The 24,959-nt window shown below is 66.7% G+C and carries 26 protein-coding genes and 1 tRNA gene; 15 read left to right on the forward strand and 12 right to left on the reverse strand.

Annotated features, from left to right (window positions below):
• Window positions 1-209 precede the first annotated feature (209 nt).
• The 5 genes from mltG (at window position 210) to IMX13_RS10875 (ending at window position 3,424) form a co-directional block, all read left to right on the forward strand.
• Window positions 210-1,271 carry an endolytic transglycosylase MltG gene (gene mltG, locus IMX13_RS10855; protein ID WP_164152176.1) on the forward strand — a complete coding sequence of 354 codons (1,062 nt, stop codon included), beginning with the start codon at window positions 210-212 and terminating at the stop codon, window positions 1,269-1,271.
• Window positions 1,268-1,933, forward strand: a complete 666-nt coding sequence (tmk, locus tag IMX13_RS10860) for a dTMP kinase (protein WP_111187152.1) — start codon at window positions 1,268-1,270, stop codon at window positions 1,931-1,933. The genes mltG and tmk overlap by 4 nt, the downstream gene beginning before the upstream one ends.
• Window positions 1,930-2,886, forward strand: coding sequence for a DNA polymerase III subunit delta' (locus tag IMX13_RS10865; protein ID WP_111187151.1), 957 nt, complete (start codon window positions 1,930-1,932; stop codon window positions 2,884-2,886). The genes tmk and IMX13_RS10865 overlap by 4 nt, the downstream gene beginning before the upstream one ends.
• The gene (locus IMX13_RS10870; RefSeq protein WP_053520428.1) at window positions 2,883-3,236 is read left to right on the forward strand and encodes a PilZ domain-containing protein; all 354 of its coding nucleotides are present in this window, start codon (window positions 2,883-2,885) and stop codon (window positions 3,234-3,236) included. Before IMX13_RS10865 ends, IMX13_RS10870 begins: the two co-directional genes overlap by 4 nt.
• A 113-nt stretch (window positions 3,237-3,349) precedes the next feature.
• A tRNA-Val gene (locus IMX13_RS10875) sits at window positions 3,350-3,424 on the forward strand.
• 84 nt (window positions 3,425-3,508) lie between these two features.
• Here the strand turns inward: IMX13_RS10875 and IMX13_RS10880 are convergent.
• The 4 genes from IMX13_RS10880 to IMX13_RS10895 all read right to left on the reverse strand — a co-directional run bounded on the left by IMX13_RS10880 (window position 3,509) and on the right by IMX13_RS10895 (window position 6,688).
• On the reverse strand, window positions 3,509-4,072 hold the full coding sequence (locus IMX13_RS10880; protein WP_193396355.1) for a hypothetical protein: 564 nt from the start codon (window positions 4,070-4,072) through the stop codon (window positions 3,509-3,511).
• A gap of 52 nt (window positions 4,073-4,124) precedes the next feature.
• Window positions 4,125-4,529: a hypothetical protein gene (locus IMX13_RS10885; protein ID WP_193396356.1), complete on the reverse strand. Its 405-nt coding sequence runs from the start codon at window positions 4,527-4,529 to the stop codon at window positions 4,125-4,127.
• Window positions 4,530-4,987: 458 nt separating this feature from the next.
• Window positions 4,988-5,749, reverse strand: a complete 762-nt coding sequence (locus IMX13_RS10890; RefSeq protein WP_193396357.1) for an Imm52 family immunity protein — start codon at window positions 5,747-5,749, stop codon at window positions 4,988-4,990.
• A 177-nt stretch (window positions 5,750-5,926) separates the two neighbouring features.
• Window positions 5,927-6,688 (reverse strand): Imm52 family immunity protein, encoded by a 762-nt coding sequence (locus IMX13_RS10895; RefSeq protein ID WP_193396358.1) that lies wholly within the window; start codon window positions 6,686-6,688, stop codon window positions 5,927-5,929.
• Between the two features lie 5 nt (window positions 6,689-6,693).
• Here IMX13_RS10895 and IMX13_RS18990 point away from each other — a divergent pair, with 5 nt between their 5' ends.
• From IMX13_RS18990 to IMX13_RS10920, 5 genes are all read left to right on the forward strand, one after another.
• On the forward strand, window positions 6,694-7,089 hold the full coding sequence (locus IMX13_RS18990) for a hypothetical protein (protein ID WP_264464675.1): 396 nt from the start codon (window positions 6,694-6,696) through the stop codon (window positions 7,087-7,089).
• 235 nt (window positions 7,090-7,324) lie between these two features.
• Window positions 7,325-7,705 carry a tautomerase family protein gene (locus IMX13_RS10905; RefSeq protein ID WP_053519221.1) on the forward strand — a complete coding sequence of 127 codons (381 nt, stop codon included), beginning with the start codon at window positions 7,325-7,327 and terminating at the stop codon, window positions 7,703-7,705.
• Window positions 7,706-7,835: 130 nt separating this feature from the next.
• Complete coding sequence (locus tag IMX13_RS10910) at window positions 7,836-8,222, forward strand: DUF2946 family protein (RefSeq protein WP_193396425.1); 387 nt, start codon at window positions 7,836-7,838, stop codon at window positions 8,220-8,222.
• 120 nt (window positions 8,223-8,342) lie between these two features.
• Window positions 8,343-10,478, forward strand: coding sequence for a TonB-dependent receptor (locus tag IMX13_RS10915; protein WP_193396360.1), 2,136 nt, complete (start codon window positions 8,343-8,345; stop codon window positions 10,476-10,478).
• A gap of 11 nt (window positions 10,479-10,489) precedes the next feature.
• Window positions 10,490-11,995: a PepSY domain-containing protein gene (locus IMX13_RS10920; protein WP_193396361.1), complete on the forward strand. Its 1,506-nt coding sequence runs from the start codon at window positions 10,490-10,492 to the stop codon at window positions 11,993-11,995.
• Between the two features lie 9 nt (window positions 11,996-12,004).
• Here IMX13_RS10920 and IMX13_RS10925 read toward each other — a convergent pair whose 3' ends face one another.
• The 4 genes from IMX13_RS10925 to IMX13_RS10940 form a co-directional block, all read right to left on the reverse strand.
• Window positions 12,005-13,138 (reverse strand): MFS transporter, encoded by a 1,134-nt coding sequence (locus IMX13_RS10925; RefSeq protein ID WP_193396362.1) that lies wholly within the window; start codon window positions 13,136-13,138, stop codon window positions 12,005-12,007.
• Window positions 13,139-13,149: 11 nt separating this feature from the next.
• Complete coding sequence (locus IMX13_RS10930; RefSeq protein ID WP_065175969.1) at window positions 13,150-13,926, reverse strand: DeoR/GlpR family DNA-binding transcription regulator; 777 nt, start codon at window positions 13,924-13,926, stop codon at window positions 13,150-13,152.
• Window positions 13,927-14,066: 140 nt separating this feature from the next.
• Window positions 14,067-14,741, reverse strand: coding sequence for a class I SAM-dependent methyltransferase (locus IMX13_RS10935; protein WP_193396363.1), 675 nt, complete (start codon window positions 14,739-14,741; stop codon window positions 14,067-14,069).
• Between the two features lie 367 nt (window positions 14,742-15,108).
• A complete protein-coding gene (locus IMX13_RS10940) occupies window positions 15,109-15,513 on the reverse strand; it encodes a GFA family protein (RefSeq protein WP_053519241.1) in 405 nt (134 codons plus the stop codon).
• A 174-nt stretch (window positions 15,514-15,687) separates the two neighbouring features.
• On the opposite strand from IMX13_RS10940, the gene IMX13_RS10945 reads away from it, so the two are divergent.
• Together IMX13_RS10945 and IMX13_RS10950 are read left to right on the forward strand one after the other, a co-directional pair.
• Complete coding sequence (locus IMX13_RS10945) at window positions 15,688-16,662, forward strand: DUF4105 domain-containing protein (RefSeq protein WP_053519243.1); 975 nt, start codon at window positions 15,688-15,690, stop codon at window positions 16,660-16,662.
• Window positions 16,662-18,686: an alpha/beta hydrolase gene (locus IMX13_RS10950; RefSeq protein ID WP_193396364.1), complete on the forward strand. Its 2,025-nt coding sequence runs from the start codon at window positions 16,662-16,664 to the stop codon at window positions 18,684-18,686. The genes IMX13_RS10945 and IMX13_RS10950 overlap by 1 nt, the downstream gene beginning before the upstream one ends.
• Window positions 18,687-18,731: 45 nt before the next feature.
• On the opposite strand, the gene IMX13_RS10955 is transcribed toward IMX13_RS10950, so the two are convergent.
• The gene (locus tag IMX13_RS10955; protein WP_193396365.1) at window positions 18,732-20,099 is read right to left on the reverse strand and encodes an MFS transporter; all 1,368 of its coding nucleotides are present in this window, start codon (window positions 20,097-20,099) and stop codon (window positions 18,732-18,734) included.
• Window positions 20,100-20,180: 81 nt separating this feature from the next.
• Between IMX13_RS10955 and soxR the strand changes: the two genes are divergently transcribed.
• Window positions 20,181-20,615, forward strand: a complete 435-nt coding sequence (gene soxR, locus IMX13_RS10960) for a redox-sensitive transcriptional activator SoxR (RefSeq protein ID WP_053519250.1) — start codon at window positions 20,181-20,183, stop codon at window positions 20,613-20,615.
• Between the two features lie 41 nt (window positions 20,616-20,656).
• Here soxR and IMX13_RS10965 read toward each other — a convergent pair whose 3' ends face one another.
• Window positions 20,657-21,259 (reverse strand): short chain dehydrogenase, encoded by a 603-nt coding sequence (locus tag IMX13_RS10965; protein WP_193396366.1) that lies wholly within the window; start codon window positions 21,257-21,259, stop codon window positions 20,657-20,659.
• A 100-nt stretch (window positions 21,260-21,359) separates the two neighbouring features.
• On the opposite strand from IMX13_RS10965, the gene IMX13_RS10970 reads away from it, so the two are divergent.
• The gene (locus IMX13_RS10970) at window positions 21,360-22,235 is read left to right on the forward strand and encodes a LysR family transcriptional regulator (protein WP_111187135.1); all 876 of its coding nucleotides are present in this window, start codon (window positions 21,360-21,362) and stop codon (window positions 22,233-22,235) included.
• A 60-nt stretch (window positions 22,236-22,295) separates the two neighbouring features.
• Here the strand turns inward: IMX13_RS10970 and proC are convergent, their stop codons facing one another.
• Together proC and IMX13_RS10980 are read right to left on the reverse strand one after the other, a co-directional pair.
• On the reverse strand, window positions 22,296-23,117 hold the full coding sequence (gene proC / locus IMX13_RS10975) for a pyrroline-5-carboxylate reductase (protein ID WP_193396367.1): 822 nt from the start codon (window positions 23,115-23,117) through the stop codon (window positions 22,296-22,298).
• A gap of 18 nt (window positions 23,118-23,135) precedes the next feature.
• Complete coding sequence (locus IMX13_RS10980; RefSeq protein ID WP_128989763.1) at window positions 23,136-23,813, reverse strand: YggS family pyridoxal phosphate-dependent enzyme; 678 nt, start codon at window positions 23,811-23,813, stop codon at window positions 23,136-23,138.
• Window positions 23,814-23,900: 87 nt separating this feature from the next.
• Here IMX13_RS10980 and IMX13_RS10985 point away from each other — a divergent pair, with 87 nt between their 5' ends.
• Complete coding sequence (locus IMX13_RS10985) at window positions 23,901-24,938, forward strand: type IV pilus twitching motility protein PilT (RefSeq protein ID WP_053519259.1); 1,038 nt, start codon at window positions 23,901-23,903, stop codon at window positions 24,936-24,938.
• The last annotated feature ends 21 nt before the right edge of the window (window positions 24,939-24,959 follow it).

The following is a 24,959-nucleotide window of genomic DNA, read 5'->3' on the forward strand; positions in this document are numbered from 1 at the left end:
CAAAGCGCGGGGCCTGCGGCGCGCCCTGGGCCAGCATGGGTAGGCGATCGACCCCCGCCGGGCATGGCCCGGCGCTACCGATGCATCACCCTCCCGGTAGCGCCGGGCCATGCCCGGCGAGCGAAACGGGGTTGAGCGCTTCACCCGGCCATGACCCCACACCACCGGCACGGTATCCTGCACGACGGAATCGAGTTCTGAGGTAATCCATGGCGGGAGCCAAGCGCGGGTGTCTGTTCGTGGTAACGCTGCTGGTGGTGCTGGTCGCGGTCGTGGCCGGCGCGGGCGCGTGGTTCTTCTACAAGCAGACCCAGTTCGCCGATGCCCGGATCTCCCCCTCCGCAGAGACCGTGGTGATCGCCAGCGGCGATGGCCTGAACACCGTGCTGCGCAAGCTGCGCGAGGCAGGCGTGGACGAAGGCCAGGACGCACAGTGGCAGCTGCTGGCGCGCCAGCTCGACGCCGCCGGCAAGTTGAAGGTGGGTGAGTACGCGCTGGACAACCAGCTGACCCCGCGCGAGCTGCTGCTGCGCATGCGCGCCGGCAAGGTCCTGCAGCACCGCGTCACCATCATCGAAGGCTGGAACATCCGCCAGCTGCGCGCGGCGCTGAAGCGTGCCGATCCACTGCTGCACACCACCGATGATCTTGATGATGCGGCACTGATGCAGCGCCTGGGCTTCGGCGGCCAGCATCCGGAAGGCCGGTTCCTGCCGGAGACCTACATCTACCAGCGCGGTGACAGCGACGTGGATGTGCTCAAGCGTGCGCATGCGGCGATGGAAAAGGCGCTGGACGAGGCCTGGCAGAGCCGTGCACCGGACCTGCCGATCAACACGCCGTACGAGCTGCTGACGCTGGCATCGATCATCGAGAAGGAAACCGCGCTGGCCAGCGAGCGCCCGCAGATTGCCGGCGTGTTCATGCGCCGCCTGCAGATCGGCATGCGCCTGCAGACCGATCCCACCGTGATCTATGGCATCGGCGCGGCCTATGACGGCAACATCCGCCGCCGCGACCTGACCACCGATACGCCTTACAACACCTATACCCGTGCGGGCCTGACCCCGACCCCCATCGCCATGCCCAGCCGCGACGCGCTGATGGCCGCGGCACAGCCGGCAGCGGGGGATGCACTGTATTTCGTCGCCGTTGGCGATGGCAGTGGCGCGCACGTGTTCTCGTCCAGCCTGGACCAGCACAACGCTGCGGTAGCGCGCTACCTGCAGCAGCTGCGCCAGCAACGCACCCAGGAGACCCCGGCGCAATGAGTCCCGCGCTGCTACGCCACCCGCGTTTCGTCAGCCTGGAAGGCGGCGAGGGCGCCGGCAAGACCACCGCGATCAATGCCATCCGCGCGTGCCTGCGCCAGCATGGCCATGAGGTGGTGCTGACCCGCGAACCGGGCGGCACGCCGATGGCGGAGCGCATCCGCAGCCTGATACTGAAGCCCGATGCCGAGATCGCCGCCGAGCCGCTCAGCGCCGAGGCCGAGCTGCTGCTGGTGTTCGCCGCCCGCGCGCAGCACGTGCGGGAGGTGATCCAGCCGGCCCTGCAGCGCGGTGCCTACGTGCTGAGTGATCGCTTCACCGATTCCAGCTACGCCTACCAGGGAGGGGGCCGTGGCCTGGACCCGCAGTGGATTGCCGAGCTGGAGCGCCGTGCCGTTGGCCTGCTGCCGGGCCTGACCCTGCTGCTGGATGTGGACGTGGCGGTCGGTCGCGCGCGCGCCAATGGCCGCGACCTGTGGCCGGACCGCATCGAGAGCGAGCAGGACGATTTCTTCCAGCGCGTGCGTGAAGTGTTCCGCAGCCGCGCCCAGCAGGATCCACAGCGCTTCGCCGTGATCGACGCGGGCCAGGTGCAGGAACGCGTGGCCGCCGACGTGATCGCGCAGGTCGAGCGCTGGCTGCAGGAAGGAAAGGGCGCATGAGCACCTTCTCGCCCTGGCAGCAGCGCGCATTCGATCAGACCGTGGCCGCGCTCGACGCGGGCCGGCTGGGGCATGGCCTGTTGATCTGCGGCCCGGCCGGGCTGGGCAAGCGCGAGGTTGCACTGGCGCTGGCCGACCACGTGCTGGCGCAGGGCGATGCCGCGCACGCCACGCGCACCCGCCACCTGATCGCTGCCGGTACCCACCCGGACCTGCAGCTGGTGAGCTTCATTCCGAACAAGAGCGGCGACAAGCTGCGCACCGAGATCGTCATCGAGCAGGTGCGCGAGATCACCGACAAACTGGCATTGACCCCGCAGTACGGCGTGGCCCAGGTGGTGATCGTCGATCCGGCCGATGCGATCAACCGCTCCGCGGCCAATGCACTGCTCAAGACGCTGGAAGAACCGCAGCCCGGCCGCTACCTGTGGCTGATCAGCAGCGACCCGGCACGCCTGCCGCAGACCATCCGCAGCCGGTGCCAGCGCCTGGAGTTCAAGCTGCCGCCGCACGAGGAAGCGCTGGCCTGGTTGCAGCAGCAGGGCCACAGCGACGCCTCCGCACGCGAAGCGCTGGACGCCGCGCGCGGCCATCCCGGCCAGGCCGACAACTGGCTGCGCGAGGACGGGCTGAGCCTGCGCCGTGAGGTGGCCCGCGACCTGGAGCAGCTGGCCACCGGCAGGACCGGCGCGGTGGAGCTGGCGCAGAAATGGTGCGGTGACGACAACGCGGCGCTGCGCCTGCGCTTCGCCGCCGACCTGGCGCTGGCCCAGGCCAGCACGGACGCCTTGACCGCGCCGGAGCGATTGCACAAGCTGGCAGCCTGGTTCGACGCTGCCAACCGCACCCGCGACCTGCTGCGCACCACGGTGCGTGCAGACCTTGCGGTGGTCGAGTTGCTGCTGGCCTGGAACAAGGTGAACGAGCGGCCTGCCGCAAGGGGAAATCGATGAGTGCCAGCAACGCCCGCCAGGGCATCCTGTCCCTGGCCGTGAAGGACAAAGCCGCGCTGTACAGCGCGTACATGCCGTTCGTGAAGAATGGCGGCATCTTCGTGCCCACGCCCAAGCGCTACTTCCTCGGCGACGAGGTGTTCCTGCTGCTGACCCTGCCCGATTCCAGCGAGCGCCTGCCGGTGGCCGGCAAGGTGATCTGGGTGACCCCGGCAGGGGCGCAGGGCAACCGTACCGCGGGCATCGGCGTGCAGCTGGCCGACGGCGCCGAAGGCGAGGGCGTGCGCCATAAGATCGAGACCCAGCTGGCCGGCCTGACCAGCTCGGACAAGCCCACCCACACGATGTGAGGCAGCGCCGGGCCACGCCCGGCGGCACGCCTCGAAAACACACGTGAAGACGGATGTGAAAACTGTTGACGGCCTCTGAAAAGTTCCTATAATGAGCGGCTCAGCAACACACCGGGCGGTTAGCTCAGCGGTAGAGCATTGCCTTCACACGGCAAGGGTCACAGGTTCGATCCCTGTACCGCCCACCATGTTGCAGAACGAAAAAAGCCTCCAGCAATGGGGGCTTTTTTGTTATCTGATGATGCGTGCCAGCGTCGCTGCTGCGGCTGCCATCAGCCGTGCTGATCCAGCAGATCCCGCGCGATCATCGCCGTCGCATCCAACAGGTCGTGGCCGCTGCCGGCCTGCACCACCACCGCCAACAGACCACGGCCCACCTCGGCATTGCCGCTGGTCAGTTCCATCTCGCCTTCAAAGCACAGATCGGCCAGCCATTCGTGGGCCTGTTGAAGCCCGCGCTTGCGGATGCGGCGAAATTCCGCCAGCAGCTTCGCCTGGCCGGCCTCCTGCTCACCCTCGGCCAGCAGGCCGATGGCACCGCCGTGCGCTGCGCGCCAGATGGCCGGCAGCGGGCGACCGTTCGCGTCCACCACGTCCGCCGAGAACTGGGCGCAGTACATTTCGTAGCGTTTGCCCGCCGTACTGCGAGGCACGATGCCGGCCTCGGCGAGCAGGCACTCGGCTTCATCCAGTTTTCTGAACTTCAACCGCAGCAGTGCAGGGCGGCTCATCTGTTGGGACAGCGCGTGCTGGTTGGCGGCAAACCATACGTTCCAACCCACGGTTGCGCGGCCTTCCAGTGCGGCCTTGAAGTAGTCCAGGTGTTCGGCGTCCATTGCGGCCTCCTGCGATCCCTGCGCGATTGTAGCGGGAGGGCATCCGGGCCGGTCAGTCAGCGCCGGAGAGGCAATGATTCGCCTCGCGCACCAGCTGTCGTGCGGCCACGATCAGTCCGTCGATATGGAAGGCGCCCAACTGTTCGTCCGGGCCGCCTTCGTTGCGTGCATGGTCGGCGGCCTGCAGCAGATCGAGCAGTGCGGTAAGCCCAGACATCGAGCGGCGCAGCGAGGCGTGATTGCTGGCAACGAGGGTGAGGCTCTTGCACGGCTGTCCGTCATCGCCGTCGGCGCGGCTGATGGCATTGAGGTACGTGAAGAAGGCAGGCGACTGCACGGGCAGACTCTGTTCGTGCAAGGCGCACTCGATCTCGCGTGCGAGGTCCTCGGGCACGTCGGCGGCGATGTCGCCGATCAGGGCGTGCAGGCGGGGATGGACAGCGGTGCGGTTGGTCATGGCGAAACCCTCACTGGCGTGGGGCCACCTTCCGAGTGAAGGTGGCGGACGGTGCGGGTTGGCGTACCAAGGCAAACGAACTTCCACCGAGAGGAAGGCCTGGCGGATCTGTCGATCCCCACGCACCGGCCGCCATTGAAGGCAATCGGTGCATTCTCTCTGCTGAGGCGTGAACCGCAGCGGTGGAAGTTCGTTCGTTTATTCGAGACGCCAATCCCGGCCAAGGCAATCTGCCTCGGCGCGGCGATCATCCGGCTGCGCAATCACATCGGTCTGTAAGGAAAATTCTCTTTCATGCCAATGCGGAGGAGGGAGGTCTCGATCTGTGCGACAGTGCACGGGCGCGCTGCGAGCAACGTCACTTCCGATGCGACGCGCTGCACGGGCTGTCGGTGCACTTCGCGACAACGCGGTACGCGCCGCGGGTTGTTTGCGTCACGCTGCGCACGATGCCCGGATCACTCGAGCAGCGTCGGATCGGTGATGTCCAGCAGCCCGGCATTCGCCATCCGCAGTTCAACCTGATGCACGCGCCTCAGATGTTCCGGGTTGCGCAGATCGAAGGGTTCGTCCAGCGCTACGATCATCGTTCCTTTGCCTTTCACGACCTCCATGGACGCCGCTTCAGGAATGAATTTCTTCGGCACGAGGTGGGGTACAAATCCCATCCAGCCCAGCCAGCGTCGATGGGGAAACAGTTGATGGAAGTGTGCGTAGGTTTCATATCCCTCTCCGTCCGGGAGTGGGGACGTAACGTCTGTCGCAACGAACACGGCATCCAAACGGGTTGCAATGCTTCGGACGCAGGATCGAATGATTCCGGATGTGCCATCCGGACCAAACGCCTGGACGGGGGCGTTGATGCTCAGGGTAACCCTGCCGAACCACGGCCTGTAATCCAGCGTAGGACAGCCAGGTTGATCATGAGCTTTCTGGCTCAAGGCGGGAGTAATGGAAGCGCCGGCACCGCCTGAATTGGCCGCAGTTGGGTACTTTCTATGGTAGTAGGCGGCGTTCTCGGCGACTGCATCGATGAACCTTGCCTTGTCGCTTAGAGGTACCGGTCTGCCAGAGGAATCACGAAGCGCCCAGTTCTGGAAAAGGTGATGTATCTCGCCAAGCTCTTCGGTAAGTTGCAACAGTTGCCGATAGGCCGCTTCAGCACTCAGCACCTCCAACGGCACAGTTGTATCTATGAATGCGTTGTACATCTCGGGCATTGTGATTTTCTAGGGGGATGTTGGATCAACGCAGGTGCAAGTTCGCAGATCTCGTCCTTTCCGCATGATGCGGGATGCACGATCCTTCTCACCATTCCTTGTACTTCGGCTAATGCTCATCGCGACAGCAGCACAAGTGGCAGGTCAGCTACATTGCATTGTGCACGGATGCCCGAATCACTCGAGCAGCGTCGGATCGGTGATGTCCAGCAGCCCGGCATTCGCCATCCGCAGCTCAACCTGATGCACGCGCCTCAGATGTTCCGGGTTGCGCAGATCGAAGGGTTCGTCCAGCGCTACGATCATCGTTCCCTTGCCTTTCACGACCTCCATGGACGCCGCTTCAGGAATGAATTTCTTCGGCACGAGGTGGGGTACAAAACCCATCCAGCCCAGCCAGCGTCGATGGGGGAAGAGGCGATGATTGGCATAGTAGGTGTCATAGCCCTTGCCGGTTGGAAGGGGACATACAACGTCTGTAGCTACATGATCGGCAACCATGGCGGTTGATAGCGCCGCAACGCACTGGCGTACCACCGAAGTGGCGCCTTCCGCAGAGAATGCTTCGATGGGCCTGAAGATCGTCATCGTCAGTCGTCCCGCCCATGGGTAATACTCGATGGAAGCCCTTCCAGGGGTTTTCCACTCCCTGGCGGTCATGGCAGTGGTGAGGTTGGCGCCCGCGCCACCGGCATCCGGGTCATCAGGGAATTCCTGTCCGTCCTGCTCGGCATGGGACGCCAGCATCTGGACGAAGCGCTCTTCATCGGAATATGGAATTGTCCCATTCGAGCGTGAATGCTCAATCCAGCGGTGGAACGCAGGATGCACGTCCTGGAGCAATCGAACGAGCGGTTGGAGCCGGCCATAGACAGTTTGCGCGTCAAGCGTCTCAGTGGCGATCCACGCGTCTACGACAGTTCTGAACATGGGCGTCATGGTGAGTGCCTGCAGCGGAAGGAATCATCTTTGAACAGCCTGACCGCGATGTCGAAGCACTCGATCTCAAGGAAGTGCCATTCCAGCTTTGCGGGTCGGCCAAGCGCGAGAACATGTGCGCGCTGTCTATGAAATTGTCTGAGCCAGCTCTCCAGGATGGTGGGTCGAGTTCGATCAAGCTGGGCCCAGAAGCGCAACTCGCCATCATCTTCAAAGAACTGCTTGTAGTGGCCCTTGGTCTCTACCACAGTGCACTGAGCGCGCCAGAATCCATCACGTTGAGATATCGGACCTGTCACTTATGGCACTCCATGCAGCTGCTGATTGTGATCGCTTCTCCCGTTTCTGCTGGAGAAACAAGAGCTTTCCAGAAATTTGGGGTCGCGGGATTCAGTCAATGAGGGCAGGGACGTGGTCTGCGCGACGCTGCGTTGATGAGTTCAGAAACCTGCGAGAAGCGACATGCACCCTCGTAATCAGAGGGCGAACGCGGAGCGGCAGGGAAGCTGAGAAGTGCGCCCTCCTAGGGGAGGAAATTGCAGGGCTCTAAACGGGACGCGCGTTCGCGCGACATTTCACACAGAAATCCAGCAGCCCGGCGCATCGTCTCCCAACCCTCCACCCGGGAGCCCCACCATGCCGCTCGCCCGCATCGATCTTCGCAAAGGCCAATCCGCCGACTACCTGCAGCGCGTCGGCGAGGCCATCTACCAGGCCATGCGCGCTGTCGGCGTGCCCGAGAACGACCGCTTCCAGATCTTCCAGGAGCACGACGCCGCCACCCTGGTCTACGACCCCAGCTACCTCGGTGTGCAGCGCTCCGACGATTTCATCTGCATCCAGATCACCTGGAACGAGGGCCGCACCCTGGAGCAGAAGAAGGCGCTGTACGCGGGCATCGCTGACGGCCTGCATGCGGCAGTGGGCATCCGCCGCGAGGACGTGTTCATCAATCTGGTGGAAGTGAAGAAGGAGAACTGGTCGTTCGGGCATGGCGTTGCCCAGTACGCGACGTGAGGCACCTGCGTCACCCTGTCGCAGGGGCAAAACCCTGAACGTGGTCCAAGGTTGCGGCGCCGCGCCGTAGAATGCCCGGGTGCACCGCCCCCGATTCCACCGCCGGTTCCAGGCCCTGGCATGGCTCGCCCTGCTGCTGGTGCTGCTTGCCCCGCTGGTGAGCCGCTGGGTGGCGCATGGCCGCGTGGCAGCGGCGACGCCGGTGGCGGCGATGGATCATTCGCTGCATGCGCAGCACACGATGGAAGGCCATCACGGCCATCATGCGATGGCAACGCCGCACGGTGAGGCCGCGAAGAATCCGCCCGCCGATCCACACGCCGATCACGAAATGGGCGTGGATTGCGATTACTGCCTGATCGCGGCGCGGCTGATCACCCTGCTGGTGGCGACGTTCCTGCTGCTGGTGCCCTTGGCGCCGGTCTGCCGGGCGCGGCTGGGCGCTGTGCTGGCAGTGCCCGCGCGCCTGGCGGGAACCCTCGGGGCGCGGGGACCACCGGCGGCATTGGCGGGCTGAGCCGCGCGCGCGGCCGTGCATTCCCTCTGATGGAAGCCGCCAGGCATGGCCTGGCGCTACCGCGTGCGCTTTCCTTCCTGCTGCCCCGCAGTGCGGGGTGGCATTGCATGCCGTGAAAAAATGAAAAGACATCCGAAGCGCGTTGCCCTGCGTTGGGCGACGCTGCCGGCGCTGTGCGCCTGCGCCCTGCCTGTTGCACCTGCCCGTGCCGAAGCGGCGGGCCCGACCACCCTGGACACCGTACGCGTAGTCGATACCCGGCACGGTGCGCTGTCGGCCACCCCCGGCGCAGGTTCCGCGCTGGGCCTGAACGTGCTGCAGACACCTGCCGCACTTACCGTGATCGACCGCGACCAGCTGGAGCAGCGCGGTGATTCCAGCCTCAACGATGCGATCAGCCGCGCGGGTGCGATCAGCGCGATGCCGCATCCGGGCAATGGCCTCAGCGCACTGTCCAGCCGGGGCTTCACCGATGGCGCCTCGGTGATGCGCCTGTACGATGGCCTGCGCCAGTACGGGGGCGTGGGCATCACGTTCCCGTTCGATACCTGGTCCATCGAGCGCATCGAAGTGCTGCGCGGGCCGGCCTCGGTGATCCACGGCGACGGTGCGATCGGCGGTGTGATCAACATCGTGCCGAAGAAGCCTTCGCGCGGTGCCGTCGAGAACGAGATCAGTGTGACGGTGGGCAGCGAGGACACCGCGCGCCTGGGCTTCGGCAGCGGTGGCGCGCTGACGCCCGAGCTGGCCTACCGGCTGGATGTGAGCGGCAACTACAGCGGCGGCTGGGTGGACCGTGGTCGCAACAGTGACGCGACTTTCTCTGGGGCGTTGCTGTGGCAGCCGCGTGCGGACCTGCAGCTGACGCTCACCCATGCGCAGGGCTACCAGCAGCCGATGCGCTACTTCGGCACGCCGCTGGTGGATGGCCGACAGTGGGACGCACTGCGCCACCGCAACTACAACGTGGAAGACAGTGACATCCGCTTCCGTGACCGCTGGACGCAGCTCGATGCGCTGTGGACGCCGAACGCGAAGGTGGAGTGGCGTACCCGCGTCTACCAGATCGACAGCCAGCGCGATTGGCGCAACGCCGAGGCCTATGTCTACAACCCGCGCACTGGCCTGATTGACCGCTCGGGCAACACCCAGATCACCCACAACCAGGACCAGACCGGGCTGACCTCGACGCTGCGCATGCAGGGTGAGGTGGGCGGTCTTGCCAACAGTTTCGCGCTGGGGATGGATGCCAACCGCGCGCACTTCAAGCACACCAACAACACCTATGCCGGCAGCTCCGGCCCGGTCGATCCGTTCCATCCGGTGCCGGGGCAGTTTGCCAGCGATGCGCCGAACCTGCCGCGCTACCGCAACGGTGCCGAGCAGTACGCGCTGTTCGTGGAAGACCGGCTGGCCCTGAGCGAGCGCTGGTCGGTACTGGGCGGGCTGCGCCACGACCGCGCGCGCATCGATCGTACCGATCTGATCAGCGGCCAGAAGGCATTCTCGAAGACCTACAGCAGCACCGGCTGGCGAGCAGGCACGGTATTCGCGCTGCAGCCGACGCTGAGCCTGTACGCGCAGTATTCGCAGGCGGCCGACCCGGTCAGCGGCCTGTTGATGATCAGTCCGGCCAACGGTGCCTTCGACCTGGCCAAGGGGCGTCAGGTCGAAGTCGGCCTGAAGCAGGCCTTCGACGGTGGCGAGTGGACGCTGGCGGCGTACCGGATCCGCAAGACCGGGCTGCTCAGCCGTGATCCGCTGCTGCCGGATCGTCGGGTGCAGGTGGGCGCGCAGACTTCGCGCGGAATCGAGGCGTCCTTGAACTGGAATTTCGCGCCGCAATGGACGCTCGATGCCAACGCGACGGTTCTGAAGGCCGAGTTCGAGGACTTCCTGGAAGCCACCGGTTCGCCGGCTGTGCTGGTCTCGCGCGATGGCAATGTGCCGCCGAACGTGGCCGAGCGACTGGCCAATGTGTGGCTGAGCTGGCAGTTCCTGCCCGACTGGAGCGCGGCCGCAGGTGTGCGTTACGTCGGCAAGCGCTACGCCGACAACGCCAACACCCTGGAGCTGCCGGGCTACGGCACCACCGATCTGGCGCTGACCTGGCAGGCGGCACCGCGCACGCGGGTGACAGCCCGTGTGTTCAACGTGTTCGACAAGGCGTACTACGCCACGGCGTACTACACCAGTACGCAGTGGCTGCTGGGTGCGGATCGCCGCGTCGAGTTCACCCTCGATCATCGCTTCTGAGGACGCACGCCATGTCGCTGCGATCCACTGCCAAGCGCTGGACCTACCTGGTGCACCGTTGGCTGGGCATCGGCGGATGCCTGCTGATGCTGCTGTGGTTTGTCAGCGGCATGGTGATGCTGTTCGTCGGCTACCCGAAGCTGACGCCCGGCGAGCGGCTGGCGGCGTTGCCGGTGCTGGGCGACGCGCATGGGCTGCTGGGACTGTCGGCGTTGCCAGCGGCCGTGCAGGCTGAGCCGGAAAGCGTGGCGCTGACCACGCTGCGTGGCGAGCCCGCCTATGTGGTGCGTAGTGGCAGCCACGTGGGAGCCTGGTCGGCGCGCACCGGGCAGGTCCTGCTGCCAGTATCGGCACAGCGCGCCGAAGCCTCGGCGGCGCAGTTTGCCGGCGGCCCGGCATTCGTGGGTGCGATGCGCGTGGATGAGGACCGCTGGACGCATTCGCGTGCGCTGGATGCGCATCGGCCGCTGTACCGGGTCGAGGTGGGCGGTGCGCGGCCGGGTGACCTCTATGTGTCTTCGCGCACCGGCGAGGTGGTGCTGGATGCACCGCATGTGCAGCAGCGCTGGAACTATGTGGGCGCTTGGCTGCACTGGCTGTACTTCCTGCGCATGCAGTCGGTGGACCCGGTGTGGACGTGGGTGGTGATCGTGCTGTCCGCACTGTGCACGGTGGTGGCGGTGAGCGGCATCGTGGTGGGGGTGTGGCGCTGGCGCTTCGCTGGCCACTATCGTTCCGGTGCGAAGACGCCGTACGTCGAGCCGTGGATGCGCTGGCATCATCTGATCGGTCTGGCGGCTGCGGCGTTCGTGTTCACCTGGATCTTCAGCGGGCTGATGTCGATGAATCCGCTGGGCGTGTTCAGCAGTACGCGCGCGGCGATCGACACGGCGCAGTATCGCGGCGATGCGGTGGCAGTGAACGGCGCACTGGGCGAACCAGCAGCTCTGCTGGCTGCGGCCCATGATGGGCTGTTCATGCCGGTGGAGATCCAGTGGCGGCGCATCGGCGGTGAGCTGTTCGCGCTGCTGCTGGACGGGCAGGGCGATACGCGCATCGTATCCGCAGACGAAGGGCATCTCCGGATGATGCAGGTGCTGCCGGTGGCATGGCTGCAGCAGAAGGCGCAGGCGATGTCTGCCGCGCCGATGCATCGGTTCGCACTACTGCATGCAGCGGATGCCTATTTCTATCCACGTGCGCCGGAGGCGATGAACGGCGCGGCGGTGCGCCGCTTCCCGGTGGCGGTGGCGGACTTCGGTGATGCCGAGGCGACGCGCGTCTACTTCGATCTGGCCAGCGGCGATCCACTGCTGATCCTGGGGCATCGTGAGCGCGTCGGGCGCTGGCTGTTCTACTTCCTGCACAGCTGGGACCTGCCGGCAATGCTGCGGCAGGAGACGGCCCGGCTGGGCGTGCTGCTGCTGTTGAGCACCGCCGGCACCGCGCTGTGCGGGACGGCTATGGTGATCGGTTATCGACGATTGCGGATGAAGGTCCGGCGTCGGCGCCGTTGATGCCGCGCGCTACACCCGCAGCCAGCGCGTGGACACCGCCACCAGCAGCAGCGCGATGGCCACACCGATGAATGCAGCGATCAGGCCGAAATGATTGGCGGCGAAGCCGATGAGTGCCGGGCCGGCGAGAATGCCGGCAAAGCCCAGCGTGGACACGGCGGTGATCGCCAGCGCGCCGGGCATGCGGGTCTGGTGGCCGGCCAGCGAGAACAGCGCCGGCGCGATGTTGGCGCAGCCGAGGCCGACCAGCACATAACCGGCCAGTGAGACCTGCCAGGGCGTGACAAGCGTCAGCACCAGCACGCCACTGGCCGCGAGCAGGCCACCGAACACGATGGCGCGTTCGCGTCCCACCCGCGCCACCAGTGCATCGCCGAGCAGGCGGGCCACGGTCATGGTCAGGGTGAAGATCACATAGCCGATGCCAGCCATGCGCGCATCGACGCTGCGCACGTCACTGAGAAAGACCGCGCTCCAGTCCAGCATCGCGCCTTCGCCGAGGAACGCGACGAAGGCCAGCACGCCGATGAACAGCACGATGCCGTGCGGCATGGCCAGCATCGGCGTGTCCTGCGGCATGCGCTCGCGGTGCCAGTACGACGCCGACAGCAGCATCGCCAGCAGCATCGCGCCCACGCCGATCAGCACCGACGCCAGCGGTGGCAGCTGCAGGGACAGCAGCACGGTCATCATCGCCGCGCCCAGGAAGCCGCCGATGCTGAAGAAGGCGTGGAAGCCGGACATCATCACACGCCGCGCTTCGCGCTCGACCACCACGGCCTGCACGTTCATCGTGCAGTCCATCGCGCCTACCGCGGCACCGAACACGAACAGCACCAGGCCCAGCAGCCACGCTGAACCGGCCAGGGCCAGGCCCGGCACGGTGAGGCAGATCAACAGCGTACTGGCCACCATCACCCGGCGGCAGCCCAGCTGCGCGGCCAGAACGCCCGCCACTGGCATCGCCAGCAGCGAACCGGCACCCAGGCAGAGCAGCACCAGGCCGAGCGTGGCGTCGTTGAGGTCCGCGCGTGCCTTGGCGAACGGTACCAGCGTCGCCCACAGTGCCGTGGCGAAGCCGGGAATGAAGAATGCAGCGCGGGTCGCGTGCTGTTCGGCACGCGCGCGGTAGGCAACGGACATGGGCGGTTCGGTCAGGGCGGGGTGGGGTGCACCGCAATACCGGCAGCGAGGAAGCGCGCTGCCAGTGCGGGCGGGGCTGATGTGGTCAGCACCAGGTCGTCGATCTCGTCGAGGCCGGCGATCTGCCAGTGGCCACGGGCACCGAGTTTTTCGGTGGTGGCGGCGACAATGACGCGGCTGCTGCAGGCCACCATGGCGCGCTTCAATGTGGCTTCTTCGGCATCCATCGCCCACACACCAGTGTCGCCGTCCACCGCGCACGGGCCGGGCAGGTACACGTCGGCGCGCAGGCGCTGCACCTGGGCCAGTGCTTCAGCACCGACCGCCCCGCCGCCGCTGGCCAGGCGGCCGCCGATCAGCTGCACGGAAGTGCCTTCATGCACGCTGGCGGCGGTGGCGATCTGCGGCGCGTTGGTAATCACCGTCAGTGCCAGTTCGGGCGGCAACTGCTGGGCGATGGCCAGGTTGGTCGAACCGGCATCGAGCAGCACCACCTGCCCAGGTTGCAGCAGGGCACAGACGCGCGCGGCCAGTTCGGCCTTGTCGCCACGATCGCGGGTCAGGCGCTCGCGCAGCGGGCGCTCCTTCGGCGGCGGCAGCACGGCGCCGCCGTACACGCGCTGGCACAGGCCTTGGGCGGCCAGTTCACGCAGGTCGCGGCGGATCGAATCTTCGGAAACCGCATAACGACGCGCCAGTTCCGCGGCGATCACGCGGCCCTGCTGGCGCAGTTCCTCGAGGATCTGCCGGGTACGTTCGGCGGGGAGGGGGCTGGAATCGGCGTTCATGGGATAAGTGTGCATATTCGTGCATGAATATGCAATAACGTGCATTCCGGGTCGACGCACGGGAGCCCCTTCTCCCGGGCGGCCCTGGAAAAGTGCGAGGTGCGGGGCTTGGCCGGGCGAGCGCCGGCTCTGCAGGTTCATCAGGCCGCGTAGGCGACCCAGCCCTTGAAGGTGAATCCGGCGTAGAACAGCTCGATGTCCTTGAAGCCTGCCTCCTGCAGCACCTCCACCTCCTGTTCCGGTGACAGCAGCGGCAGGCGCTCGGCGATGGCGGTGATCGCGCGCTGTGCATCCGCACGGGCAATGCCGGAAGCCTCGCCGAAGGCCGCATAGCGCCTCAACCAGCGCAGCTTCGCCTCCGGCTCCCGCGGGACGCTGTGGTGGGCCACCACCAATGGCGCGCCCGGACGCAGCCGCCTGCGCAGTTCGCGCAGGGTATGCCGGCGCTGGTCGATATCGAGGAAGTGCAGTGTCAGCAGGCAGCTGGCGCCATCGAAGATCGTGGCCGGGGCATCCTCGATGTAGCCCTCCAGCAGCTCCACGTGGTTCATCCGTGTGCCGAGCGTTTCGCGGGCCAGCGCCAGCATCGGGCCGGCCGGATCGACTCCGAGCATGCGCCAGTGCGGGTGGGCGTCAGCGAAGGCCTTCAGCTCGAGGCCGCCACCGGCGCCGAGCACCAGCACGTGGCCGTGCTCGGGCACGTGCTCGGCCAGCAGCAGGTGGGCCATCTGTTGCAGACCGAGGAATCCAGGTACCTGCCGCAGCGGTCCCTCGTGATAGCGGGCCGCAGCCTGGGCATCGGAGAACGAAGGCATCCGGGGGCACCTGCAGCAGGAGGGGAATTGTCACTGTAGCGCAGGCGTCAAGAGGTGCCGCCCAGTCCGCGATGCGGCTGCGGCGTGGTGCGCGCGCAGGGCTTCGCCGCCTGTCATCGTGGTGTCGTCGATGCCTCACGCCGGCTATGCAGGCCAGCGTCCACGCTTGATCGTCCCCGCCCCCACGGAGACCGACCATGTGGCTGCTTGATCATCTCTGGCCTGCACGCCGGCCCGCGCCTCCGCCGCGCCCCGTTCAAGCGGAGCCCGCGCCACGCCGGCCCTGGCGCAAACGCCCCGCGCGGGCCGGCCGCAGCGGCATGGCGCCCTGGCAGAAGGTCACCGCGCCGACACGCCGTACCCGGCACTAGGCCGGGCGGTCGGCCGGATGGTTCACGCCATCGCTGACCGGAATCACGCCCAGCGCGAAGGGATCGATGCCCTCCAGGCAGGCGACGTTGTAGCCGTACTGGTCGGGGTTCGAACGCCGACGGTGGTGGGTGTAGATGCCGCACACATCGCAGAAGTAGTGCTCGGCCACATGCGTGTTGAACTGGTACAGCCGCAGATGGTCCCGCCCTCGCACCACCTGCAGCCCTGCGAGGGCGACGCTGGCGGCGATGGCGCCGCGGCGGCGGCACATCGAACAGTCGCAGCGGCGCGGGTCGACGATGCCGTCCGGCAGGTCCAGCAGCAGTTCGACCGTACCGCAATGACAGCGGGCGCTGTGCTGGGGTTGGACCGCAACACCGGCCACGGAGGTAATGCCCATCGATGCTCCTGGAAGAGGGAACGGTATGTGGAAAACCGCGTTGCAGACGGTGCACCCAGCAGCCTGAACGGGCCGTAGATGCCAGGGCGAACCCGCTTGTGGCTAACTATGCGCCCCCGGGACCACGACAGGACGCCAGTGAAAGCCGCAGGACGTTGGATGACAGGAAGTGTGATGGCACTGCTGGCACTGTGGGTGGCTGGCCTGCTGCTCTATCAGCTGCCGGGGCCGGGCTGGCTGGCGTCGGCCGTGGCGGTACTGTGGGTGCTGTCCGCCCTGTGGGCGTCCTGGCGGGTTGCCCGTGGCCATGGCACGCGACGGCTCGGCATGGCCTTCGGCGTGGCGCTGGCCCTGGCGCTGGGGTGGTGGATGCTGCTGACCCCGCGCCAGGATCGCGTCTGGGCCGATGACGTAGCGCAACGCCTGCACGTGGTCTCCTTCGATGGGCGGCATGTGGTGCTGGACAACGTGCGCGATTTCACCTGGCGCAGCGAAACCGACTATGACGCGCGCTGGGTGCGCCGCACGTACGACCTGGACCAGCTGCGTTCGGCCGACCTGGTGCTTTCGTACTGGATGGGGCCGGCGATCGCCCACACCCTGATCTCGTTCGGCTTCGACGATGGCCGCCATGTCGTGTTCTCGCTGGAGATCCGCAAGGAACGCGGGGAATCGTTCTCGGCACTGGGGGGATTCTTCCGCAAGTTCGAGATGACCCTGGTGGCCTCCGAAGAGACCGACATCATCCGCACGCGTACCAACGCGCGTGGCGAGGATGTCTATCTGTACCGCCTGCATGGCATGGACCGCGCACAGTTGAAGGAACTGTTCGCTGCCTACATCGCGCAGGCGCGCGAGCTGGATGCGAAGCCCGGCTTCTACAACACGCTGACCAGCAACTGCACCACCATCGTCTTCGATCTGGCCAGGCATATCGCGCCGCGGCTGCCGCTGGACTACCGCCTGCTGCTGTCCGGCTATCTGGCCGAGTACGCGCAGGAGGTCGGGGCATTGACGCCGGGGGTGCCGTACGCAGTGCTGCATGCCAAGGGCCGGATCACCCAGCGCGCGCTGGACCTGGGTGACGGCGGCAACTTTTCCACCGTGATCCGCCAGGGCGTGCCCGGCACCGAGCAGGACCCGCAGTGATGCTCATGTCCATGCTTTCCCGCTGGCAGCGCGTGCTGCCGGCGTCGCTGGCGATCTTCATGCTGCTGGCCGGCAGCGGCTGCGCGATGGTCACCGTCAAGCAGGTGAAATCCAGTGACTCGCTGGTCAACAAGCGTGCCGATGTGCTCAACACCGGCAGGCTCAGCCCGGCGGCCCGGGAAACGCTGAGTGCAGCCGGGCTGGATGAGTCGCAGTGCGAGAAGGACTTCGTGGTCTGTCGCAGCACGCTGTTGATGACCGACGATCTCAACGTCGAACAGCGGCTGTCCGCGTTGTCGGAGCTGTGGGTGAAGGCAGCGTTGGCGCTGACCCCGAAGAAGACGGCGGCGGGCGATCCACCGATGAGCGATGCGGCACTGGACGCATGGCTGGAAGCGGCGCGCTATGCCTACGCCTACCTGTTCTACAGCGGCCGTTCGCCGTCCGATCGGGCGTTCGAGGACCGGCAGACGCAGGTGCGCGACTACTACAACTATGCAGCCGAGAAGGCCGCGGTGGTTCTGTTCGTGCGGGCGCGCGCCGCCGCGCTCGCCGGCGAGGACTATACGAAGCCGATCACGGTCGGCAGCTGGTCGCTGGCCTCCGACTACCAGCAGCTGGCCCTGAAGAGCATTCCGGCGCAGCTGGTACCCGCTGGCACGGTCAGCTTCGTCGGCCTGCGCAGTACCTATCGACGCGACGGTTTCGGTGCGGAGCTGGTGATGGTGATGGACCCGCCGAAGCTGGTTGCTCCGGCGGTCTCCGCAGATGGCCCGAAGGCGGACGGCGGGCAGGACGACGACAGCGATGCGCGTCGTGGTCGCCGCCATCGCCATGATGATGCGGTGCCGGAGTTCAGCGAGATGTCCTCGATCAACGTCACCGCGCTGCTGCGCTTCGAGGGCAGCACGCTGGAGGACGTGATGCGTACCCGCCGGGTCGAGCTGGACGCCTATTCGCCCGAAGCGACCGAGCGCATCACCCTGCACGGCGAGCAGGTGCCGCTGGCCGGCAACTTCACTGCCGCCTACGGCCTGTGGCTGGCGCAGAGTGGCTTCGCCCGGCAATCGCTGCGCACGCTGTTCGGCATGAGCGAGGGTATCGGTGAGCCGCACATCTACCTGATGCAGCCGTGGGATCCGAACCGCCGCATCATCTTCATGCTGCATGGCCTGGCCAGCAGCCCGGAAGCGTGGGTGAACCTGGCCAACGAGATCATGGGCGATCCCGAGCTGCGCCAGCAGTTCCAGGTGTGGCAGGTGTATTACCCGACCAACGCGCCGATCGCGCTGAACCGCTATGAGATCGCTACTGCATTCAACGACACGCTGAAGCATTTCGACCCGGATGGCAGCACGCGCGCATCGAAGGACATGGTCTACATCGGTCACAGCATGGGCGGCGTGTTGGCCCGCCTGCTGGTGAGCGACTCGGGCGATGTGCTGTGGAACGACCTGCTGGCCAACTATGACCTGAAGGGTGAACGACTGAAGCGGGTGCAGAACAAGCTGGGCCCGCTGCTGCACTTCAAGGCGCAGCCGAATGTGGAACGGGCGATCTTCATCGCCGCTCCGCATCAGGGCACCGACATCGCCGGCAACAGGGTTGGCCGCCTGATCGGCCGCCTGGTGCGCCTGCCGCTGACCATCCTGGGCAAATTCGAGGATGTGTTCCTGGCGCTGGCGCAGGCCGAGCAGCAGGTTGACGGCACCGCCAAGCCGAAGATTCCCAACAGCATCGACAACCTCAAGGCCAGCGATCCGTTCGTGAAGGCGGCCGCACAGCTGCCGATCGAAGCAGGCCTGAAGTACCACTCGATCATCGCCCAGCGAAAACCGGAACTGCCGCTGGCGAAATCCGACGATGGGCTGGTGCCGTACTGGAGCGCGCACCTGCCGGGGGCGCTGTCGGAGAAGGTCATCATCTCCGGACACAGCGTGCAGGAATCGCCGCAGGCCGTGCTGGAGGTGCGCCGCATCCTGCACCGGGACATCGATGACGTGGACGCGGCGGCCACGCCATGACCGCACTGATCGCCGGGCCACGCCCGGCCGAATCAACCGATGGCGTTACACCCGGCGTGCAATCAGCGTGGACAGCAGAGCCAGGCCCAGGGTGATCGCCAGGCACAGCACGTAGCCGATGTGCGGCCTGTCGTCCACGAACAGGGCAAACAGCGCGCCGGAGACGGCCAGTGCGGTGGTGACCGCCAGCGCCTCGCTCAACTGCAGCGCCGAGGTGTTGGCTCCCTGTTCGTGCGGTGCCGAAAGGGACAGGGTCAGTACCGAAAGACTGGCGTAGATCATGCCCATGCCGAAGCCGGTCAGCGTCCAGCCGATCAGAGCCACCGGCAGCGGTACCGTGCGGAACAGCACCGCCAGCGTGGCCGCGATACCGATCGCCATCAGCGGCGTTCCCGCGCGCAGCAGCTGCTGGCGTGACCAGCCATTGCGCTGGTGGCCCTGCAGCCACGACCCGGCGAACCAGCCCAATGCCCCCAGGCTCAACACCGCGCCGGCCCCGCTGGGTGACAGCCCGCGCTCGCGCTGCAGCAGCAGTGGCAGGTAGGCCTCGCAGGCGAAGAATGCCGCAGCGGCGATGCCGCGCAGGGCGATCACACTGGGCAGGCCGCGATGCAGGCGCAAGGTGCCGGCGGGCAGCAGCCGCTGCACGCAGAACAGCAGCGCAAGCATCGCCACAGCGATGCACAGCACTGCCGCCATCCCTTGCTGCTGCCCGCCGAGATACAGCAGCAGCGCTGCCAGCGACGCGCCGCTGGCCCAGCGCACCACCCGGCTGCGATTGCCGCTGTCGCCCGCAGGCGAGGGCTGCAGGCGTGACAGTGCAGGTCGCAGCATCAATGCAGCGGGTAGCGCCAGCAGCGGCACGGCCAGGAACACCCACCGCCAGCCCAGGTGCTGCACGATGAGCCCGCTCGCAGCCGGGCCGATCATCGACGGCACCACCCAGCCAGCGGAGAATGCTGCGAACACCTTCGGGCGCAGCGGTTCGGGGTAGGTACGGCCGACCATCACATACAGCGAGACCGAGATCGCACCCGCGCCCAGGCCCTGCAGCAGCCGCCCGGCCACCAGTATCCCCATGTGCGTGGCCAGGCCGGCCAGCAGCAGGCCCAGTACGAAGCACGCCAGGCCCCACCACAGCGGCCGCGCGGGCCCGTGCCGGTCGGCCCAGAGGCCAGCGAGTGTCATGCCGATGACGCTGGTGGCGAGGGTCCCGCCGAAGGCCAGCGCGTACAGGCGAAGCCCGTCAAGCGCGGCGGCGACGGTGGGCATGGCTGCGGCCACCGCCAGCGCTTCGAAGGCGTGCAGCGAAACCAGGGCGACCATGCCGAGGGTGGTCGCACGATAGCGCGCGGAGAGGATGGAGGTTTCGGCAGGAGGGGCGGCGTCGGCAGCAGGTGGAGTCGGGGTCATGCGGAAAGTCTGGGAGGCCGCGCTTGTCATCCGGCGGCGAAGACCGCAGCATGACACCTGAACTATAGTTGAGGTCAAGCAATGGTGTCGCAGGAACTGAGTGTGGGTGAGGTGTCGCAGCGCAGCGGCGTGGCCGTATCCGCACTGCACTTCTATGAGCGCAAGGGCCTGATCAGCAGCCTGCGTACCTCGGGCAACCAGCGCCGCTTCAGCCGCGACGTGCTGCGCCGGCTGGCGGTGATACGCGTTGCACAGCGCGTGGGCATGCCGCTGGAGGCGGTGGCGCGCGCTTTCGAAAGCCTGCCGCAGGGCAGGGCACCGACCAAGGCCGACTGGGCCACGCTGTCCGCACGCTGGCGGACCGAGCTGGATGAGCGCATCCACATGCTGCAGCTGCTGCGTGACGAACTGACCGGGTGCATCGGTTGCGGCTGCCTGTCACTGAAGCGCTGCCGGCTGGCCAACCCAGAAGATGTCCTCGGGGAACGTGGTGACGGTCCGATGCGCTGGGGCTGAGGCCCCGGCACATCGGAGGGCACGCCAGGCTGGATCATGCATCACCAGACGGTGATCGTTTCACCGCTCAGGATGCCTTCCACCGCGCGCTGGTACGCCAGTGCCGCGCGCTGGGCGGTGACCGCTTCAAAGCCGGGGAAGTAGGGCGCGTAGGCATCCATTGATTCGACCAGCACATTCGGGCTGACGACATTGATGCGCAGCCCGCGGGGCAGCAGCTCCAGGGCCGCTGCGCGCACGAATCCTTCCAGCGCGGCGTTCACCGAGGTTGCATTGACGCCGTCGCGGATCGGCTGGGCGCTGACGATGCCGCTGGTCAGGGTGATCGAGCCACCGGCGGTGAGGTGATGCTGGGCGGCCAGTGCCAGCCGTACCTGCCCGAGCAGCTTGTCCTGCAGGCCGACGTTGAACCGTTCGGGCGTCATGTCACGCAGGGGACCAAAATGCAGTTTGCCTGTTGTGGAAATCACCGCATCGACCGCGCCGGTGCGGGCAAACAGTTCGTTGACGCTGGCATCGTCGGTCAGATCGACGCGCAGCGTGCCGCTGCTGCGCCCTGCGTCCAGGATCTGGTGCTGCTGGCCGAGCTGGCGCGCTACGGCCTGGCCGAGCGTGCCGCTGGCGCCCACGAGAAGAATCTTCATGACGGTTCCTTGCTTGGGGGAGACGAAGCGCAGTCTGCGCCGTGACGACGCGGTTTGGTAAGCCGCGTATGATTCGCTGATTACTAATCAGGACTTAGCAATGGACATGCTGCGCTGCATGCAGGCCTTCGTCGCCGTGGCCGAGCGCGGGAGTTTCGCCGCTGCCGCCGAGCACCTGCAGGTGTCTGCGGTGATGGTGGGCAAGTACATCCAGCAGCTGGAAAGCCACCTCGGCACCGCGCTGTTGCAGCGGAACACGCGGCGGCAGCGCCTGACCGAAGCGGGCAGCGCCTATCTGGCCGGTTGCCGGCAGGTGCTGGAACAGGTGCAGCAGGCCGAGGCGGACGTGGCCGGCCTGCAGCTGCAGCCGCGCGGTGTGTTGCGGGTCAGTGCTCCCACCACCTGGGGCAGCTGCGTGCTGGCGCCCCGGTTGGCCGAACTGCTGCGTGCACAGCCGCTGCTGAACATCGAACTGGATCTGAGCAATCGGCGGGTGGACCTGATCGAAGACGGCTTCGACGCGGCGATCCGGGTCGGTCCGCTGCCCTCGGCGGACATCGTGGCGCGTCCGCTGCCTCCCTATGCGATGAGCCTGTGCGCAGCGCCGTCGTACCTTCGCCGTCGAGGCACGCCGCGGACGCCCGCGGATCTGCAGGGGCACGATTGTCTGAGCCACCTGGCGTGGCGTGGCGGGCACGGTTGGCAGCTGGCCAGTGGCGAGCATGTGGACTGGGAGGCACGGCTCACCAGCAATGACGGCTTCGCGCTGCGCGAGGCTGCCGTGGCGGGTGCCGGATTGATTCTGCAACCGACGGCGCTGCTGGCCACTGAGATCGCTGCGGGCCGGCTGAAACCGCTGCTGCGCGACCATCTGCCGGCGCCGCGGCCGATGCACCTGATCTATCTGCCGGACCGTCGCCCGCGCCCGCGCCTGCAGTGCTTCGTCGACTTCGTCATGACCACGTTGGGGCAATGAGCATCGGGGGAGATGGGGTCAGATCCCTTTGCCCCGGCAGAGGGATCTGACCCCAAGGAATCAGTCGTTTGCCGCTGACAGTTCCTGGCCGCGCACCTGTGCGGCGCGCAGCGCGGCATCCACCAGTGCCTCGAAGCCGCCGGCCTGGAAGCTTTCGATCGCAGCCTGGGTGGTGCCGTTGGGCGAGGTCACGCGGCGGCGCAGCTCGGCGGGACTTTCGCCCGCTTCATCGAGCATGCGCGAGGCGCCCAGCAGCGTCTGCACCACCAGCGTGCGTGCGGCGTCGGCGGGCAGACCCTGGGCGATGCCTGCCGCTTCCATCGCTTCGGCGAGCAGGAACACATAGGCCGGACCGCTGCCGGAGACAGCGGTGACCGAATCCATCAACGGCTCGCTGTCGATCCATACCGTGCGTCCGGCACTGGCCAGCAGGTGCTCGGCCTGGGCCCGCTGCGGTGCATCCACTGCCGGTGTTGCGTACAGACCGGTGACGCCGGCACCGATCAGCGCGGGCGTGTTGGGCATCGCGCGCACCACCGGCAACGTGCCGCCCAGCCAGCGCTGCAGCTGCGTGCTGGTGATGCCGGCGGCGATCGAGACCACCAGCGGTCGGTTGTCCTGCGCCAGCGGCTGCAGCGACTGGCAGACGTCGCGCAGTACCTGTGGCTTGACCGCCAGCAGCCAGGTCTGGCCCTGCGCGGCGGCCGCGCTGGCGCTGTCGTGGGTATGCACGCCGAAGTCGCTGGCAAGCGCATCGCGCACGGCGGCGACCGGCTCGGCCACGTGGATGCGCGTGGCAGGCACGCCCTGGCGGATCAGGCCGGCGATCAGGCTGCGTGCCATGTTGCCGCCGCCGATGAAGGTGATGGAATCTGCTGCCATGGAAGTCTCCTCGGAATGTCAGGCCGGCCGCGGACGGGCGCCGAACAGGGCGGTGCCGATGCGCACCAGGGTGGCGCCTTCGGCGATGGCCTCGGTGTAGTCGCTGCTCATGCCCATCGAAAGGGTATCGACCTGCGGGAAGCGGTCGGCCAGTGTCTGGAAAAGTGTGCGCATGCGCACGAATGCGTCGCGGCGGCGTTCCGCCTCCGGCCACGGCGCCGGGATCGCCATCAGACCCCGCAACCGCAGGCCAGGCTCGGCGGCGATGGCCTCGGCCAGGGCCTGGACGTCCTCTGGCGCGCAGCCGTGCTTGCTCGATTCATCATCGATGTTGACCTGGATCAGCACGTTCAGCGCTCCGCGCGCCGCCGGTCGATGGCGGGCCAGCGCAGTCACCAGCTTGGGACGGTCCACGCTCTGAACCCAGTCGAAATGCGTGGCCACCGCTTCGGCCTTGTTGGACTGCAGATGGCCGATCAGGTGCCATTCCAGGTCGAGGTGCTGCAGCGCCTGCATCTTGGCCAGCGCCTCCTGCACGTAGTTTTCGCCGAAGGCGCGCTGGCCCTGTGCAGCAAGGGCGGCCACGGCCTCGGCCGGTTGGGTCTTGGAGACCGCCAGCAGGCGCGGCGGCGCACGTCCGGCGGCCTCCGCCGCAGCGTGCAGGGTGCTCAGGATCTGGGGCAGGGCAGTGGCCACGTAACGCGTTCCAATCGATCAGGAGGCTATACTGCCGCCCGGGGAAAGATCCTTCCAGTCGAAGCCGTTATTGGGGAGTAGCCGCTCATGGATATCGCCGAGCTGTTGGCGTTTTCCGTAAAGAACAAAGCGTCCGACCTGCACCTGTCCGCAGGCCTGCCGCCGATGATCCGCGTGGACGGCGACGTTCGCCGCATCAACATCCCGGCACTGGACCACAAGCAGGTCCATGCGCTGGTGTACGACATCATGTCCGACAAGCAGCGCCGCGACTACGAGGAATTCCTCGAAGTGGACTTCTCGTTCGAGATCCCGTCGCTGGCACGTTTCCGCGTGAATGCGTTCAACCAGAACCGGGGTGCGGGCGCGGTGTTCCGTACCATTCCGTCGGAGGTTCTGACGCTGGAGGATCTGGCCTGCCCGCCGATCTTCCGCGAACTGATCCAGCAGCCGCAGGGCCTGATCCTGGTGACCGGCCCGACCGGTTCGGGCAAGTCGACCACGCTGGCCGCGATGATCGACTACATCAACAAGAGCGAATACGGCCACATCCTCACTGTCGAGGATCCGATCGAGTTCGTGCACACCTCGCAGAAGTGCCTGATCAACCAGCGCGAAGTACACCGTGATACGCATGGCTTCAACGAGGCACTGCGCTCGGCACTGCGAGAAGACCCGGACATCATCCTGGTCGGCGAACTGCGCGACCTGGAAACCATCCGCCTGGCACTGACCGCCGCGGAGACCGGCCACCTGGTGTTCGGCACCCTGCACACCAGTTCGGCGGCCAAGACCATCGACCGCATCATCGACGTGTTCCCGGCCGGCGAGAAGCCGATGGTGCGCTCGATGCTGTCCGAGTCGCTGCGCGCGGTGATCTCGCAGGCACTGTTGAAGAAGGTGGGCGGCGGCCGTACCGCAGCGTGGGAGATCATGGTGGGCACGCCGGCCATCCGCAATCTGATCCGCGAAGACAAGGTGGCGCAGATGTACTCGGCGATCCAGACCGGTCAGCAGCAGGGCATGATGACGCTCGACCAGCACCTGCAGGACCTGGTCAAGCGCAGCCTGATCACCCGCAACCAGGCGCGCGAGTACGCCAAGGACAAGCGACTGTTCGAGTAAGGCAAGGCAGAAGCGGGCCCC

This window comes from Stenotrophomonas sp. B2 (assembly GCF_014947095.1).
GTDB classification, from domain to species: domain Bacteria; phylum Pseudomonadota; class Gammaproteobacteria; order Xanthomonadales; family Xanthomonadaceae; genus Stenotrophomonas; species Stenotrophomonas maltophilia_P.